This is a genomic window from Paraclostridium bifermentans (genome assembly GCF_964259345.1).
Lineage (GTDB): Bacteria > Bacillota > Clostridia > Peptostreptococcales > Peptostreptococcaceae > Paraclostridium > Paraclostridium bifermentans_B.
The window spans coordinates 71,895-90,045 of record NZ_CAXVJR010000009.1; the positions used below are offsets into that span (position 1 = coordinate 71,895).

Sequence of the window (18,151 nt, forward strand, 5' to 3'; positions counted from 1 at the left end):
TTTATTTATCTCCTTTAGGGTGTTTACTTATAGGTCTAGCTGTGTTTTGTGCTACAGACCCACTTTTTTTAGGTCTAAAGTGAGCTGGTAAACTTAATTCTTCACCAAATTCTAATTTAAAATGCGGTTGTTTATTTTTTGACTTTTTATTTTTATTTGACATAAAAATATCCTCCTTATCAGGTTTAACTTTAAATATAAGTTAACCAAAAAAGGAGGATATTATTAATTTAATTTAAACTCTTCATGTATAGCATGAACAGCTTTTTTCATATCTTTTTCTTCAACTAAACATGAAATTGTCATGTTTGAATCTGATGTTTGTAGTAAGTTTATTTTTTCTTTTGATAAAGCTCTTACTATTTTTGCCATAACACCTGGAATGCCTGTCATTTTAGATCCTATTAAAGTTACTTTAGCACAATCTTCTTTTATTTTATAATCTAAATTGTGATTTGTAAGTATCTTAGTCAGAGCATTTACTTTTTCATTATCTATTACAAAGGCTTTTTCTTCTATGAAGAAATTTATCATATCTAAACTTATTTCATTTTCTTCTATTTCATTCATTATCTCTGTAAATATATCTTCTCTAGATTTTACTTTAACTTGAGCAATTCCATTTTTATGAGCTACTGCTGTCATAGTTTTTAAAGTATTTTCTTCTTTGTTAACTTCAAACTTTGGGCACATACCACTTATTTTAGTTCCTGGGTATGATGGATTTAATGTGTTTTTTATATTTAAAGTTATAGAACCACTTTTAGCTATTTCTACAGCTCTAGGATGTATTACTTTTGCTCCCTTATCTGCCATTTGAAATACTTCTTCATAATTTATATAATTTAATACTTTAGCTTCTGGCTCTACCCTTGGATCTGCAGTCATTATTCCATCAACATCAGTATAAATTTCAACATTCTCACATTCCAATGCCTTACCTATGGCTACAGCAGAAGTATCACTTCCACCTCTTCCTAAAGTTGTTATTTCTCCACTTTCTGTTGACCCTTGGAATCCAGCTACAATCACAACCTTGCCTTCTGATAGTTCTTTGTATATTCTTTCTGGTTTTATATCCACTATTCTAGAGTCTGAAAATTTACCATCAGTATATATTCCAGCTTGACTACCTGTTAAAAACACAGCATCTATTCCATATCCTTTTAACATATTAGCTAATATCGTCCCTGATATTATCTCTCCACAAGACATTATTAAGTCTAATTCTCTTTTAGATGGATTGTCATTTGCTTCTTTACATAAATTGATTAATGTGTCTGTCGCATATGGAGCACCTTTTCTCCCCATAGCCGAAACTACAACTACTAAATCTATGCCTTTTTCCTTATAATCTTTTACTATTTTGCAAACTTGTTGCATTTTTTCATAAGATTCCACAGATGTCCCACCAAATTTTTGAACTACTATTGTCATATTATCCTCCTAGTACATACCTTCATATTCTATTATAATCATGTCATTCCCAATTTTTTTAACATTTCTCCATGGTACTTCCAACACAGACTTGTCTTTTCTAAATCCAAAGAAACCTCTTTCTCTAGGAATTAATAAAGCTAGTATTTTCCCTGTAGTATCTTCGATAATAAGGTCACATTCTCCAACAACACCTAATCTTTCTCCTGTAACTAAGTTTACAATCTCCTTACCTGCCACTTCAGATAAATTCATAAGTATCCCCCCATATAATAATATATCTTTTTTATAGATAACCTTAAATTATATGTCTATTCTAATTAGTCTAAAGTTATATTCTCTACATCTCTTCCTACGATGCATACACCTATTTTGTCTTTATTAAATATCTTGTCTATAATTAAGTCTATTCTCTCTTTATCAATATTATTTATACTTTCTATAATATCATTAGGATTTTTTACTTTTTTAGTTAAGAGCATAGATTTTCCTATAGACATCATTCTACTACTCGTGCTTTCTAGCCCTAGAATATAACTTCCTTTTAGTTGCTCTTTACTTTCCTTTATCTCTTGGTCTGTAAGTCCATTTTTTCTTAAGTTATCAATTTCTTCCAATACTAAATTATATACTTTTTTTAGATTTTCGTTACTCATACTTGCATAAATACCTAGTTCTCCACTTTTTCTATAAAGACTTGGAGCAGAGTATATAGAGTAAACTAGTCCCTTATTTTCTCTTATACTTTGAAATAGTCTAGAACTTATACTTCCTCCAAATATATTATTAACAATAGAAAGGGCATAAGCATCTTCTCTATCCTCTAATGGTATAGCTTTTAAACTTATAGCCAAATTAACTTGTTCTGTATCTTTATTTTTAGCTATAAAGCAAGGATGAAATTTTGGAGTTGTTATATTTACTTCAACATCACCTTTAGGTAAATCTTTGAATTTAGCTTCAATTAAATTTACCATATCTTCAAATTTAAAGTTTCCACTTATCGATATAACAGAGTTACTAGCTACATAATATTTATTAAAATAGTCTTTTATAACTTCTCTATTCATTTTTTTTAGAGATTCTTTAGTTCCTATTATATTCATTCCAAGTGCATCTGTTTTGTATATTTTTTCCATAAGCAAGTCATATACTAAGTCCTCTGGAGAATCTTCATACATTTTTAATTCTTCTAATATTACTTGTCTTTCTTTTTCTATATCCTTCTCATCAAATAGTGGATTTAAAAACATATCACTTAATATATCTAATCCTATATTTATATGTTCATCTAATAATTTTACATAATAGCAAGTGCATTCTTTACTAGTAAAAGCATTTATTTGCCCACCTAGATTATCCACTGTACTAGCTATCTCTTTTGATGTTCTATTTTTAGTTCCTTTAAATAGCATATGTTCTATAAAGTGAGAAACTCCACTTAGTTTTTCACTTTCAATTCTTGACCCTGCATTTACCCATACTCCTAGTGTTATAGATTTTAAGTACGGTATTTCTTCCCCCACTATTGTAAGTCCATTATCTAATACGTGTATTTTATGCATACTCATCCTCCAATTTCTTTGTGCATTATAATATTTATGATAGTTATTTAAGTTCATATCTTAATCAATGTCCTTTAAATTATAATTTAGTAAAATGAATTATTCAACATTAAAATAATCTATTTTCTATTTTAAATCTCAAAAACATCACTAAGTTTGCCAGGTTTTAATCCCTTATTTTCTATAATTTTTATAATATCGTCAATACCTTCAGCACTTGCATAAGTAGGATGCATAAGTATTATACTAGAATTTTTCATATCTTTAGACTTAACTCTATCTATAATCACATCTGGTTCTTGTCTATTTTTCCAGTCTATAGTATCTATATCCCATTTGTATGGTATATATCCAAGATCATTACATGCTTTTACTGTCTCTTTATTAAAAGATCCACCTGGAGCTTGGAAAAATTTTGTTTCTTCTTTAATTATATTTTCAATTATTTCTTTAGATGTTTTTATTTGCTCATAATTTTTGTTATAGTCTAATGTAGCATAATCTAAATGCTTATATCCATGATTAGCTATTTCATGTCCTTTTTTTTGAATCTCAAGTAAAAATTCTGGATTCTCTTCAGCCCATCTTCCTGTAACAGCAAATGTTATATTTAATTTTTTTTCATCCAAAACTTTAAGTATTTTTTCTATGTACTCACTCTCCCAACCTAGGTCTACGTTGCAACTAATTGCAACGTATCCACTATTTTCCTTTGTCCCATTATGATATGGCTCACTAGCTTTGTAAAAGGTATTCATGGTAGGTTTAGAAGAGTTCTTACTCATAAATACAATACCTGTAATTGCTAAAATTATAACTATTGCTATCGTAATAATTTTTTTTAACTTCTTTTTATTAAGTACCATCATTATCATAAAAGCTTCCTCCTAATATGTATAATTTCATCTTATTAAATTCTATTAGGTAGTCTAACTTTTTATGCATTTATAATTATATATCGTATTTTTAGTTGTATATATAACTTAAAGTGCTTTTACTATTGTAAAAAATGCTTTTATAAAAAATTTGCTTCGCTTGAGCCACTACGTGTGCGAAGTACTTCATGTCGCCAACGACTTCGTCCGTTGCTCAAAAATGTCCTTTTTTACTTTCATCAAGGTATTGATATAACTATGTTATATCAGTTATCAACATAAATTCCTTAAGCGTAAAAAAATACCTCATAGCTATTTAGCTATGAGGTATTTCAATTTATATTATGTTTATTTATTTTCTTTATTTTCTTTAACTTCTTTAGCTTCTTTTTTCTCAGGCTTTGGTAAAAGTACTTTTCTAGATAAATTAACTCTTCCTTTTTCATCTATTTCAGTTACTTTTACAGTCACTTCATCACCTATGTTTAACACATCTTCAACTTTATTTACTCTTTCATGTGCAATATGTGATATGTGAAGTAATCCTTCTTTTCCTGGAAGTATTTCTACAAATGCACCGAAGTTCATTATTCTAGTTACTTTACCTGTGTAAGTTTCTCCAACTTCAGCTTCCGCAACTATATCATTTATAAGTTGTTGAGCTTTTGCAATCATTTCAGCATCAATTCCACTTATAAATACTTCTCCAGTTTGTTCTATATCTATTTTAACTCCAGTTTCATCTATTATCTTAGTTATTATCTTTCCTCCAGGTCCTATAACATCTCTTATTTTATCTGGATTTATATTCATTGTTACTATCTTAGGAGCATACTTAGATAACTCTGGTTTTGGAGCATCTATTGTTTTTCTCATTTCATTTAGTATGTGTATTCTACCAACTTTAGCTTGGCTTAAAGCTGTTCTTAAAACTTCTTCATCTATACCAGCTATTTTTATATCCATTTGTATAGCTGTTATACCTTTTTCAGTACCTGCAACTTTAAAGTCCATGTCTCCTAAGTGGTCTTCCATACCTTGTATATCTGAAAGTACAGCAACTTTTTCATCATGCTTTATAAGTCCCATAGCTATACCTGCTACCATATCCTTAAGAGGTACACCAGCATCTAAAAGTGATAATGTTGATCCACATACACTACCTTGAGATGTTGATCCATTAGAACTTAAAACTTCTGAAACTACTCTTATTGCATATGGGAACTCTTCTTTAGAAGGTATTACAGGAAGTAATGCTCTTTCTGCAAGTGCACCATGTCCTATTTCTCTTCTTCCTGGACCTCTTGAAGGTCTAGCTTCACCAACACTGTATGCTGGGAAGTTGTAGTGATGCATGTATCTCTTACTTTCTTCTTCATCAAGTCCATCAAGTATTTGAACATCCCCAAGTGCTCCTAATGTTGCTATAGACATAACTTGAGTTTGTCCTCTTGTAAATAACCCAGAACCATGTGCTCTTGGTATAAATCCATTATCACACCATATAGGTCTTATTTCATTTGGCTTTCTGTTATCTGGTCTTATATTTTCATGTACTATAAGTTTTCTTACTTCTTCTTTTATTATAGCATGTAACGTTTCCTCTATATCTTGTCCGAACTCTTCTATTATATCTTCAAAATGAGCAAAAGTTTCTTCTTTTACTGCATCCATTTTTTCCATTCTTTCAAGCTTCTCTACAGTTTTTACCGCTTCTTTCATTTTGTCTGTAGCAAATTCACGAACAGCTTTTTCAACATCTTCATCTATTTGATAAAGAGTAACTTCCATTTTTTCTTTACCAACTTCATTAACTATAGTTTCTATAAACTCTACAACTTTCTTAATTTCTTCATGTGCAAATAATATAGCTTCTAACATTAATTCATCTGGTATTTCTTCAGCTCCAGCTTCAACCATCATTATAGCATCTTTAGTTCCTGAAACTACAAGGTGAAGGCAACTCTTTTCTCTTTGTTCTGCTGTTGGATTTATAACAAATGCCCCATCTACTAATCCCACTAATACTGAACCTGTTGGTCCATTAAATGGTATATCAGATATAGATAAAGCTACAGATGAACCTATCATAGCTACTATATCAGGAGTACAGTCTTGGTCTACTGATAAAACTGTAGCAACTACTTGTACATCATTTCTAAATCCCTTAGGGAATAAAGGTCTTATAGGTCTATCTATAAGTCTTGATGTAAGTATAGCTTTTTCTGAAGGTTTTCCTTCTCTTTTTAAGAAACCTCCAGGTATTTTTCCTACTGAATATAATTTTTCTTCATAATCAACACTTAGAGGGAAAAAGTCTATTCCATCTCTTGGTTGTGATGATTTTGATGTATTTACCATAACCATAGTTTCACCATACTGAAGTATAGCACTTCCACTAGCTAGTTCGGCAATTTTCCCTATCTCAACAGAAAGCTCTCTTCCTGCAAAATCCATTTTAAAAACTTTATGTTCAAACATTAATGCTTGTACCTCCTCTTTAATTAAAACCGCGTTTAGTATCCTATGTATTATCTTATCAAAAATACTATAATTTAACAACATAAAAGTAAATTACTGACTTGTATTGATATGTTTTTAGAGATACAAAACGTAAATAAACAAATATTTTTACTTTAACTTATTATTTGCTTATTATATTAAATTTAATACATTTAATTTGAACAACTAATCGCAAGTATATCTGGTCCTGTGTGAGAACAAATACAAGCTCCACCTCTAGTTAAATATACTTTTTTTGCTTTTAAATGTTCTTCAACATCTTTTTTTAGAACTTCAAACTCTTTTAAATTAGCTCCGCAACCGATCATTACGTTTTTATCTTCAAATGTATCATATTGCTCTTTTATCAAATCTATCAATGTATGTACTACATGTTTTTTACCTCTTACCTTTGTTACTAAAGATATATTTCCATCTTTCATGGAAAATACAGGTTTTAAACTTAACATATTTCCTATAGTGGCTGTTGTTACAGATACCCTTCCACTTCTTTTTAGGTATTCTAAACTATCCGGAACAAAAAATAAATTAACACTTTCTCTCAAGTTCTCAAGCTCATTAATTATATTTTTAGCGTCTAAACCTTGCTCTATAAGTTCACATGCTTTTATAACATATTGCCCACTTCCTAAAGATAAACTTAATGTATCAAATACATTTATATCTCCTTCTGTATCATTTTTTGCCATAACTGCACTTTGATATGTTCCTGATGAGTTCGAAGAACCATTTATACAAACTATCGAGTAATCATCCTTATATTTATCAAATACCTCTTTAAATTGCATATATGTAGCTTGAGATGTCTTCGGTACAGTGTGTATTTCTTTCATAGTCTTATAGAATTCTTCATTAGTCATATCTATACCATCTTTGTATTCTTTATCTTCTATTATTATAGTTAATGGAATTATTTCTATATCATATTTTTCTACTAACTCCATAGGTATATCACATAAACTATCACATATTAATTTTATTTTCATAGTAAATCCCCTCCTAAAAGAAAAATTTCTATATAAATTGTTCTTATTCCTTTATATATTTTAATTTAATATCAATTTATTGTAAATTGTTTATATTTAAACTAAAGCTGATACTAAATTTCAAGATTTAAAACAAAAAAAGAAGGCATAAACCTTCTTTTTATTTTTTAAAAAATATAATTATTTTCTTAATCCTAACTTAGCTATTAAAGCTCTGTATCCTTCTAAGTCCTTTTCTTTTAAGTAAGCTAATAAGTTTCTTCTCTTACCAACCATCTTTAAAAGACCTCTTCTTGAGTGGTGGTCTTTTTTGTGTATTTTTAAGTGACCGTTTAATTCATTTATTCTAGCTGTTAATAAAGCTATTTGTACTTCTGGAGAACCAGTATCTCCTTCAGCTCTTCCGAATTCTTTTATTATTTCAGTTTTGTTCATTTGTGAATACCTCCATTTATTTTATTAATCCCCTATTACTAAGCATTGATTGGAGTATTCAAATGCTGAGTAATGGTTCACGAGTCTTATTTTATCACAAAGTATACTTATTTGCAAATATACTTTTTATAAACATATTTTACATCTTCACTTAATTGATTCTTAAGTTCATCCAAAGAGTTAAATTTTTTCTCATCTCTTATCCTGTTTAAAAATTCTACCTTAATGATATCGCCATATATATCTTCTTCAAAATCTAGTATATGGGTTTCTATAGATAGAGTTTTTCCATTTACAGTTGGATTATATCCTATGTTTGTAGCCCCATAAAACTCTCTATTTTTTAAATACACTTTCACTGCATATATACCATTTTTAGGAACTATTAAATTGTCATCCACTTTTAAATTTGCAGTAGGGAATCCTATAGTACGCCCTATCTTTCGTGCATGTATTACTTCGCCTTCTAAATAATAGTTTCTTCCTAAAAATTTTTTTATATCATTTACTTTCCCTAACTCTATAAGTTTTCTTATATGGCTACTACTAACTCTAATATCATCTATCTTTATAGGTTCTATTATTTCCACTTCCATATCGTATAGTTTTCCTAATTCTTTTAAGATTGTACAATTGCCCTCTTTATTTCTAGCAAAAGTAAAATCATGTCCAACTATAATTTTTTTACAACTCAACTTATCAATTAAAATATTTTTTACAAATTCAACTGTTGAAATTTTAGTCATATACTCATCAAATGGTATCATTAAAATAATGTCTACTCCTAATGATTTTAATATTTTTATTTTTTCATCGTTAGTAATTATATTTTTCACAGAGTTTGTCCTAAAATACCTCATAGGATGATTTTCAAAAGTAAATACTACACTTTTGTGCCCTTTATTTTTAGCTTCTTCTACAGTCTTTTTTATAAGCTTTACATGCCCTTTGTGTATGCCATCAAAATTCCCAATTGTTACAAAACTATCTCCAATATTGTTTATTTTGTCTAATGATTTTATAATAGTCATAATAAATTCCCCACTACTTATATTCTATATAAATAGTTTATCACTTTTTAAGCATAATGTGCCATCTACTTTTAAGAATTTACCTACTCCTAAAAATTCACCTTCACTATAAACCCTTACAAGTTCATCACTTTCTTTATAATCACCTTTTACAAATCCTTTTTTATATACTATAGCTCCATTAACATAAGACTTAATCGCCTTAGGATTTATTTCTATATAATTAAGGTTTGATAAAACATAATCTATATCATATAAATGTTCTTCTAATTTATTTTCATCGCGTAGTAACTCTAATTCCTCTAAAGTTATAGCATTGTCTATATTAAACTTACCAGAAGATGTTCTAAGTAAAAAAGACATATGTCCTCCACAACCTAATGTTTGACCTATATCATAACATATACTTCTTACATAAGTTCCTTTAGAGCACTTTACATAAAACATTACTTTATTATCTTTAAACGATAATAAAGTTAACTCTTTTATATTTACATCTCTGTATTTAAGTTTTATTTCATCAGCTCGCCCTGCTCTTACAAGATCACACATTCTCTTACCATTAACTTTAAGCGCTGAATACATAGGAGGTAATTGTTTTATTTCTCCTCTTTGAGTTTCAAAAGCTTTCTCTAGTTCATCTTTTGAAATACTAAACTCATCACATCTTTCAAGTATTTCACCTGATGAATCATATGTATCCGTAGTTATTCCTAATGTTAATTCACAAATATAAGATTTATCCTTATTAAGAATAAGTTCACTTACTTTTGTAGCTTTTCCTATACATATAGGTAGTACCCCTGATGCATCTGGATCAAGGGTACCTGTGTGACCAACTTTTTTTATATTTAATATTTTTCTAACTTTACCTACAACATCATGAGATGTCATTCCTGTAGGTTTAAGTATATTTACAATTTTATTCATTTTCAATCATCCTTAAATATGTTTTAAAACTTCGTTAATCACCATTTCTTTAGCATTTTCAATACTATCTTTTATAGTACATCCTGAGGCTCTAACATGTCCGCCTCCACCAAAAGATTGTGCTATAGCACTTACATTTACATAGTTTTTAGATCTAAAACTTACTTTTATTTCTCCTGGACCTTTTTCTTTAAATAAGATTCCAACTTCAACTCCGTCTATATCTCTAGTATAAGATGTAACCCCATCAGCATCATTGAACGAAATTTGATTTCTATCCAACATCTCTATAGTTAGCATCATACTAGCAACTTTTCCATCGACTATATCTAATGTTTCTAAAGCTTCCCCTAATAATTTGTAATAATTAAAAGGATTACTTTGGAATAACCTTTGGATTATATTATCTTTTTTAGCTCCTAAGTTTACTAAATCATAAGCCATTAAGTAACTACTTGGATTTGTATTAGAATAAGAAAAATTACCAGTATCAGTTAAAAGTCCTGTATATAAACATGTTGCTATAGATTCATCTATCATCTGATTCCCTATAGTTTCAGACATCTCTTTTAGTAAATTGTATACCAATTCACAAGTAGAAGATTCTTTAGGATTTATATAATTTAAATCTCCAAAACTATCATTACTAGCATGATGGTCTATACATATTAATTGTTTAACTTCTGTCTTAATTTTTTCATCTACACAAATTCTGCTAAAGTCTCCACAGTCAAGTGATATTAATGTATAATCATTTAAGTTCACATTAACTTCTTCAGATTTTAGTATATTTATTTCATCAACTAAAAACTCTAAGTTTCTAGGTATACTATCATCTAATACATATAATACATTTTTTTCTAATTTATTAAGTGCATAATACATTGATAGTGTTGAGCCTATGTTATCTCCATCCGGACTATAATGAGAGGTAACAATAAAATTGTTACCTTCAATTATAGCTTTTATAATATTTTTAATATTATCTAACATGAATTATTCTCCTTGAGTCTCCCCATCAGAGTCATTCTTGCTTTTTTTATTTTCTTCATTAACTTGCTTGATTAGATTTTCCATATACATTCCTTTTTCTATAGAATCATCTATCTTAAATATTATCTCTGGAGTATGTCTAAGCTTAACATTTCTTCCTACTTCTTTTCTTATATATCCACATGCACTTTTTAAACCTTGCATACTTGATTCTTTATTTCCACCTAATATACTTACATAAACATAAGCATAACTTAAGTCACTTGTTACTTCAACATCCGTAACACTTATCATAGAATTTATTCTATAATCTTTTATTCCACTTATAAGCATTGTGCTTACAACTTTTCTTATTTCTTCGCCTATTCTTTGCGTTCTGTTATATGATGCCATAATATCGACCTCTTTTACTTACTATTTTAATTTTCTTTCAACTTCTTTTATTACATAAGCTTCTACTATGTCGCCTTCTTTTATATCATTAAAGTTAGTAAACGTCATACCACACTCGTATCCATGATTTACTTCTTTAGCGTCATCTTTAAATCTCTTTAATGCAGCTATTTCTCCATCATGTATTATTATTCCATCTCTAACTATTCTAGCTTTACCACTTCTAAATATCTTACCACTTAATACATAACATCCTGCTACAGTTCCAACTCCAGATATTTTAAATGTATTTCTTACTTCTGCTTTACCAGTTTCTTCATCTACATATTCTGGATCTAACATACCAGTCATAGCAGCTTGTACGTCTTCTATAGCTTTATATATTATTGTGTATGTTCTTATGTCTACTTCTTCTTTCTTAGCCATAACCTCAGCAGTAGCTATTGGTCTTACGCTAAATCCTATTATTATAGCATTAGATGCTCTTGCTAACATTACGTCAGATTCAGTTATAGCTCCAACTCCACAGTGTATAACTCTAACAGCAACTTCTTCTGTAGATAATTTTTCTAATGCTTGCTTAACCGCTTGAACAGATCCTTGAACGTCAGCTTTAACAACTACGTTAAGTTCTTTAACTTCTGCACTTTCTAATTGACTAAAGAAGTCATCAAGACTTACTCTTTGGTTAGATTTTAACATTTCTTCTCTTGCTATGTGTTGTCTCTTCTCAGCTACGTTTCTAGCTATTTTTTCACTAGCAACTGCTACGAATTGATCTCCACCTTGTGGTACTTCAGATAAACCTAGTATCTCAACAGCAGTTGAAGGTCCTGCAGTTTTAACTCTTCTACCTTTATCGTTTATCATTGCTCTAACTTTACCAGAAGCTGATCCTGCAACTATAGGATCTCCTACGTTTAAAGTTCCTCCTTGAACAAGTATAGTCGCAACAGGTCCTCTACCTTTATCAAGTTGAGCCTCTATTACAGTACCTACTGCTCTTTTATTTGGATTAGCTTTTAATTCTTCAACTTCTGCAACTAATAATATCATTTCAAGTAATGTATCTATATTAGTTCCTTGTCTAGCTGATACTGGTACTGATATAACATCTCCACCCCAGTCTTCAACTAATAATCCTTGATCTGCTAATTCTTGTTTTACTCTATCAACATTAGCAGCAGGCTTGTCTATTTTGTTTATAGCAACTATTATTGGTACTTCAGCAGCTTTAGCATGGTTTATAGCTTCTATAGTTTGAGGCATTATACCGTCATCTGCAGCAACAACAAGTATCGCCATATCTGTTACTTGTGCTCCTCTAGCTCTCATAGATGTGAAAGCTTCATGTCCTGGAGTATCTAAGAATACTATTTTTTCTCCGTTTATAGTAACTTCAGATGCACCTATATGTTGAGTTATTCCACCAGCCTCTTTGTTTGTTACGCTTGTTGATCTTATAGCATCTAATAAAGATGTTTTACCATGGTCAACATGTCCCATAACTGTAACAACTGGAGGTCTCTTTTCTAAATCTTCTTCTTTATCTTCTTGTATATCCATTAATGCTTCTATTTCTTCTTCAGAATCTTCGTTAGCTGATCCTTCAACTAATTCAAATCCATAATCTTTAGCTACTAAAGAAGCTATTTCAAATGTTATTTCTTGGTTTATAGTTGCCATAGTTCCCATTTTCATAAGCTTCATTATTACTTCTGTAGCTGCTTTATCTAAAGCATTTGCTAATTCTTGAACAGTTAATTTTCCTTCTACTGATATAGTAGGAAGTCCACTTCCTGCTGCAACTTCATCAGCTAATAATTCCATAGCCATTTCAGTGTCTTCTTCACTTAATTCATCATTTTTATTACTTACGTTTATATCTAATTCACCTAGCTTAGCTATAAGCTCTTCACTAGTCATTCCTAAATTTTCTGCTAATTGGTATACTCTTGTTGACACAAGACCACCCCCTATTATATTTTTGTATTTTCAATAAGATCTAGTATCTTATTTGCAAAACCTGTGTCCTTTATTCCCATAACTGCTCTAGGCGCCTTTCCAATGGCTAATCCTAATTGTAGCTTAGTCGAATATGTAACACATTTTATATTTCTAAAAGATGTTTTATCTTTAAATAACTTTTTAGTATTTTTAGAAGCATCTTCTGCTACTATAACTAATTCAACTCTATTTTTTTTAACATCAAGCATAGTAGAGTCATCACCTGATACTAATTTACCTGCACGTTGTGCTAGACCTAAGAAAGAGTATAACTTAGCTTCATCGGCTTTATTCATTATCATCTATCTCCTTCATTAACCCTTCATAAACTTCATCGGCAACATCTATTTTAAAAGCTCTGTTTAAAGCTTTACTTTTAATAGCTTTCTCTAAACATTCTCTACAATTACAAATATATGCTCCTCTACCATTTGCTTTTCCTGTTTTATCTAAAAAGATTTGACCTTCTTTATTTTTCACAATTCGTATTAGCTCTTTTTTATTATCTCTATCTTGGCAAGCTATACACTTTCTTTGAGGAATTTTCTTTACCTTTTGCAAATGTATCACTCCTTACAATTAAGCATCTATATCTTCTTGATTGTCTGCTTCATCAACTGTTTCTAAAGCTTCTGCATCTTTAGCTGCTTGACTTTCACTTTTTATATCTATTTTCCAGTTAGTTAACTTAGCTGCTAATCTTGCATTTTGTCCTTCTTTACCTATTGCAAGTGATAATTGGTAATCAGGAACTACTACTAATGCACTCTTTTCTTCTTCGTTAACATCTACAGATACAACTTTTGATGGACTAAGTGCTGCTGATATAAATTCTACTGGGTTTTCACTGTATTTGATTATATCTATTTTTTCATCACCTAATTCATCAACTATGTTTTTAACTCTTGATCCTTTAGGTCCAACACATGCTCCGATTGGATCTATATTTTCATCCACTGAGTAAACTGCCATCTTAGTTCTTGATCCTGCTTCTCTTGCAATACTCTTAACTTGAACAGTTCCTTCAAATATTTCAGGTACTTCCATCTCAAATAATCTCTTTACTAATCCTGGATGACTTCTTGAAACATTTATTTGAGGTCCTTTATTAGTTTTCTTAACTTCTAATATATATACTTTTATATGTTGTCCCGCTTTATAATATTCTCCAGGTATTTGCTCAGCTTGAGTCATTATAGCTTCTATTCTTCCAAGGTTAACGTGAACTACATTTTTGTTAACTCTAGCAACTTCACCTGTTACTATTTCGTCTTGCTTATCTATAAACTCATTATATACTATGTCTCTTTCAGCTTCTCTTATTCTTTGAACAACAACTTGTTTAGCTGTTTGAGCTGCTATTCTACCAAACTCAGTAGTAGTTATCTCATTTTCTATTATATCACCGATCTCATAGTTAGGGCTTATTTGTCTTGCTTCATCTATTTCGATTTCTAAGAATGTATCATAGATATCTTCTGAATCAACAACAACTCTTTGAGAATATACTTTTACATCTCCTTTGTCTCTATCAAAATATACTCTAACATTTTGAGCAGACCCAAAGTTTTTCTTATAAGCTGTTAATAATGCTTGTTCTATAGTATCTATAAGTATATCTTTGTCTATTCCTCTATCTTTTTCTAATTCATCTAATGCTTCCATAAATTCGTGATTCATTTTTTTGTCCTCCTATATTAAGTTTTAATTAAAAATTTATAGCAAGTCTTATAAGAGCTATATCTTTTTTATCAAATTCCATTTCTTCACCATCTACTATTAGTTTAACTACTTTATTATCAACTAATTCAACTAGTTCAGCTTCAAAATGTTTTAATCCATTTATGTTTTTATATAATTTAACTTCTACATCTCTTCCCGCATATCTTATAAAATCTTTTTCTTTCTTAAGTGGTCTATCAAGTCCTGGTGAAGACACTTCTAAGAAATAGTTTTCTTTTATCGGGTCTTTTTCATCTAATATTGGGTTTATAGCTCTCGTTATAACTTCGCAGTCATTTAGAGATACTCCTCCATCTTTATCTATAAATATTCTTAAGTAATATTCTCCTGCTTCTTTAACATATTCAACATCAACTAATTCTATGTTGTTTTCATCAGTTATTGGAAGTACTAATTCTTCTATTAACGACTCTGTACTTTTTTTCATTTTGCTTCCCTCCTATTCAGTTGTTATTTTAAGCATATGTACATGCTATAATAAAAGAGTGAGAACTCGTTGTCTCACTCTTAGTTTTTGCAATATATACTATTTTATATACTATAATACCATATATTGTTTTTCTTTGCAAATTTTCTAGTGTCTATCTTAATTTGTCAAGATTTTTATAATTAAATATATATTTTATTTTGCAATTTTATTTATTTAATATTCAAATATTGTATTTTAATATTAAATAAAATAGGTAACATCTTCTGTGAAGATGTTACCTATTTCCAATTAATAAATAATTTATCATTAAGTTTAAGTAAACTAATAAAATCGTACTATGCTACTTCTTTTTTAGTCCATTTACTGTTAATTTTATCAATAACAACAGCTATAGCATTATCTCCTGATACGTTTGCTGCTGTCCCAAAACTATCTTGTGTTATATATAAAGCTATCATTAAACTTGCAAGCCCTCCATCTGAAGGTATCCCTACCATTGGTAAAAATGGAAGTGCACTCATTATAGCTCCCCCAGGTGCTCCTGGAGCAGCAACCATAGCAACCCCTAACATAAATAAATACGGGAATATAACTCCTGGGCTATAATTCATGTTATTCATCATTAATACTCCAACTGTAAATGAAATTACAGATATTATACTTCCTGATAAATGTATAGTTGCACAAAGTGGTACAACAAATTCTCTTATTTGGCTTGATACCCCATTTTTTTCTGCACATTCTATATTTACAGGTATTGTAGCTGCAGATGATTGAGTTCCAACAGCTGTTAAATATCCTGGTATTTGATTTTTTATCATTTGTATTGGATTTTTCTTAGCATACATTCCAGCAACAGTGAATTGGAAACATATATAAATTATATGTAATGGTATTACTATTAAATATACTCTTCCAAATACACTTAATATGTTCCAAACTTGACCTGCATAAGTTATATTTGCAAAAGTTCCTGCTATATAAAGTGGTAATAACGGTATTATTATAGTTGATAATGTAGCTTTTATTATTTCTTGAAAATCCATAGCTATATTAAATAAAACTTCCCCTTTACCTTTTCCTCTTAATGCTGATATTCCTAGCCCCATCATAAATGCAAATACTATAGCAGCTGTAACATCTAGCATAGGTTCTAACGGTATTGTAAATATTGGCGATAACATACCTGCATTTGGATCCCCTATTGTCCCAGATATGCTACTGTCTATAAAAGTAGGAAATATAGTTATTGCAACCAAGTATGCAATAGTACCTGCAAGTACAGTTGACCCATAAGCTATACCAGTTGTGATTCCTAATAATTTTCCTGCTCCTGAAGTTAAGTCTGCTATACCAGCAGTTACAAACCCTAGTATTATAAATGGTATTACAAATTTTAAAAATGCTGAGAATAAACCACTTACAGTTATTAAAATCTCAATAATTCCTTTCGGTGCATAACTTCCTAATATAATACCTATAATTATAGCTATTATTAGCTTAGGAACTAAACCTAATTTTTTCTTTCCAAACAAAATAATCCCCTCCTTACTGTTTAATACAAAAATGCCATTTGGAAATCATTTTCATATTGTCTTTTATTATATATATTTATACTTTTTAGTCAAGCCCGTGCATCTTTATTCATTTTTCATAAAATTAATAAAAATAAAAAAAAAGTATGCAAATTCTATCAAAATTAAATTTACATACTCTTTTCGTTTTAAATTTTTAATATTTTTAGTATATATTGTATATTTTTTAAACACTTTATTTTCTAACTTTAAGATTACTTACTTTCAATATTTTCATTTATAAAATTAAATATTCTATCAAAATATTCTTTTCCTAAAATATCATATCCATTTACATGTTGAACTCCATCAATAAGCCATAATTCTTTTTTATCATGTGGTATATTATCATATATAATTTGACTACTTTTTGGAGAACATACTTTATCTTCTTTTCCATGAATTAAAAACATAGGAGTAGTTATGTTTTCTACCGATTTATATGGTTTTACATCTTCATATTTGAATCCAGATTTAACTTGAGTGTAAATATCTCCCATAGCCTCTGCATATGCAACTGGTAACAATGGTATATTTTCAGCTTCAATACCTAATCTTACCGCATCTTTCATTTCGTGATATGGAGAATCTGCTATATAAAAATCAACATATTTATTCTTTTCATTTATTTCTGAATGCATAACTACCGTTGCAGCTCCCATAGAGTGTCCATGTGCTCCAATTATTCCATTAGGATATTTATCATGTACAAATTTAGCTACACTTTCTAAATCATATTTTTCGCGTAACCCAAATGTATAATCATCCCCACCTGTATGACCTGTGTGTCTTTGATTATATAGCATAACATTGTATCCATTTTCTAAATATACATATGCTTTTTCTAGATATTCATAATAATTACTTTCTATACCATGGACTATAATTACAGTATTTTCAGTTTGTTCATTAGATTTTATAAGTTTTCCTTCTACTTTATATCCATTTTCAGGAGATTGTATAAAAACATCTTCATATTTATAGTTTTTAAGTTTTTCAAGAGGTTTGCCCTCTCTTTGAGAAAAAACTTCTACTATGTCTTCATTTTTTATTTTTTGTTCAGATCCCACGGATCCATCATATACTAAGTATCCAATGTAACAAGATACTCCAACTAATATTAAAATTATTATTGATATTATTATAATTGCTTTCTTTTTCATTATTCACCTCGTATTATTACCTAGTCATAATACTTAGTATACATTATATATTTCATTTAATCTACA

The 18,151-nt window shown here is 29.5% G+C and carries 19 protein-coding genes; all 19 read right to left on the reverse strand.

The genetic code is table 11. The features are described from left to right. Position 1 precedes the first annotated feature (1 nt). Positions 2–163, reverse strand: a complete 162-nt coding sequence (locus tag ACEXNK_RS15415) for a hypothetical protein (protein ID WP_373600579.1) — start codon at positions 161–163, stop codon at positions 2–4. A 62-nt stretch (positions 164–225) separates the two neighbouring features. Further along, positions 226–1,437, reverse strand: coding sequence for an aspartate kinase (gene dapG / locus ACEXNK_RS15420; protein WP_373600580.1), 1,212 nt, complete (start codon positions 1,435–1,437; stop codon positions 226–228). Positions 1,438–1,446: 9 nt separating this feature from the next. Further along, a complete protein-coding gene (locus ACEXNK_RS15425) occupies positions 1,447–1,692 on the reverse strand; it encodes a YlmC/YmxH family sporulation protein (RefSeq protein ID WP_250672831.1) in 246 nt (81 codons plus the stop codon). 65 nt (positions 1,693–1,757) lie between these two features. Next, positions 1,758–3,002 carry a M16 family metallopeptidase gene (locus ACEXNK_RS15430; RefSeq protein ID WP_373600581.1) on the reverse strand — a complete coding sequence of 415 codons (1,245 nt, stop codon included), beginning with the start codon at positions 3,000–3,002 and terminating at the stop codon, positions 1,758–1,760. Between the two features lie 131 nt (positions 3,003–3,133). Beyond that, positions 3,134–3,877: a polysaccharide deacetylase family protein gene (locus ACEXNK_RS15435; protein ID WP_373600582.1), complete on the reverse strand. Its 744-nt coding sequence runs from the start codon at positions 3,875–3,877 to the stop codon at positions 3,134–3,136. A gap of 348 nt (positions 3,878–4,225) precedes the next feature. Further along, positions 4,226–6,358 (reverse strand): polyribonucleotide nucleotidyltransferase, encoded by a 2,133-nt coding sequence (locus tag ACEXNK_RS15440; protein WP_373600583.1) that lies wholly within the window; start codon positions 6,356–6,358, stop codon positions 4,226–4,228. Positions 6,359–6,552: 194 nt separating this feature from the next. Next, positions 6,553–7,386, reverse strand: coding sequence for a DegV family protein (locus tag ACEXNK_RS15445; protein ID WP_373600584.1), 834 nt, complete (start codon positions 7,384–7,386; stop codon positions 6,553–6,555). A gap of 180 nt (positions 7,387–7,566) precedes the next feature. After that, complete coding sequence (gene rpsO / locus ACEXNK_RS15450) at positions 7,567–7,821, reverse strand: 30S ribosomal protein S15 (RefSeq protein ID WP_373600585.1); 255 nt, start codon at positions 7,819–7,821, stop codon at positions 7,567–7,569. A 107-nt stretch (positions 7,822–7,928) separates the two neighbouring features. Further along, complete coding sequence (locus tag ACEXNK_RS15455; RefSeq protein ID WP_373600586.1) at positions 7,929–8,852, reverse strand: bifunctional riboflavin kinase/FAD synthetase; 924 nt, start codon at positions 8,850–8,852, stop codon at positions 7,929–7,931. Positions 8,853–8,876: 24 nt separating this feature from the next. After that, a complete protein-coding gene (gene truB / locus ACEXNK_RS15460; RefSeq protein WP_373600587.1) occupies positions 8,877–9,782 on the reverse strand; it encodes a tRNA pseudouridine(55) synthase TruB in 906 nt (301 codons plus the stop codon). Between the two features lie 12 nt (positions 9,783–9,794). After that, on the reverse strand, positions 9,795–10,775 hold the full coding sequence (locus tag ACEXNK_RS15465) for a DHH family phosphoesterase (RefSeq protein WP_373600588.1): 981 nt from the start codon (positions 10,773–10,775) through the stop codon (positions 9,795–9,797). Positions 10,776–10,778: 3 nt separating this feature from the next. Continuing rightward, the gene (gene rbfA, locus ACEXNK_RS15470; protein ID WP_373600589.1) at positions 10,779–11,168 is read right to left on the reverse strand and encodes a 30S ribosome-binding factor RbfA; all 390 of its coding nucleotides are present in this window, start codon (positions 11,166–11,168) and stop codon (positions 10,779–10,781) included. A gap of 21 nt (positions 11,169–11,189) precedes the next feature. After that, positions 11,190–13,133, reverse strand: coding sequence for a translation initiation factor IF-2 (infB, locus tag ACEXNK_RS15475; protein WP_373600590.1), 1,944 nt, complete (start codon positions 13,131–13,133; stop codon positions 11,190–11,192). Positions 13,134–13,147: 14 nt separating this feature from the next. After that, positions 13,148–13,471 carry a L7Ae/L30e/S12e/Gadd45 family ribosomal protein gene (locus ACEXNK_RS15480; protein ID WP_373600591.1) on the reverse strand — a complete coding sequence of 108 codons (324 nt, stop codon included), beginning with the start codon at positions 13,469–13,471 and terminating at the stop codon, positions 13,148–13,150. After that, positions 13,464–13,736, reverse strand: coding sequence for an RNase P modulator RnpM (rnpM, locus tag ACEXNK_RS15485; protein WP_373600592.1), 273 nt, complete (start codon positions 13,734–13,736; stop codon positions 13,464–13,466). Before rnpM ends, ACEXNK_RS15480 begins: the two co-directional genes overlap by 8 nt. Before the next feature lie 18 nt (positions 13,737–13,754). Continuing rightward, a complete protein-coding gene (nusA, locus tag ACEXNK_RS15490) occupies positions 13,755–14,855 on the reverse strand; it encodes a transcription termination factor NusA (RefSeq protein WP_373600593.1) in 1,101 nt (366 codons plus the stop codon). Between the two features lie 28 nt (positions 14,856–14,883). Beyond that, complete coding sequence (rimP, locus tag ACEXNK_RS15495) at positions 14,884–15,345, reverse strand: ribosome maturation factor RimP (protein WP_373600594.1); 462 nt, start codon at positions 15,343–15,345, stop codon at positions 14,884–14,886. A 338-nt stretch (positions 15,346–15,683) separates the two neighbouring features. Continuing rightward, positions 15,684–16,883, reverse strand: a complete 1,200-nt coding sequence (locus ACEXNK_RS15500; protein ID WP_373600595.1) for a dicarboxylate/amino acid:cation symporter — start codon at positions 16,881–16,883, stop codon at positions 15,684–15,686. Positions 16,884–17,137: 254 nt separating this feature from the next. Next, positions 17,138–18,085 carry an alpha/beta hydrolase gene (locus ACEXNK_RS15505; protein ID WP_373600596.1) on the reverse strand — a complete coding sequence of 316 codons (948 nt, stop codon included), beginning with the start codon at positions 18,083–18,085 and terminating at the stop codon, positions 17,138–17,140. Positions 18,086–18,151: the final 66 nt, after the last annotated feature.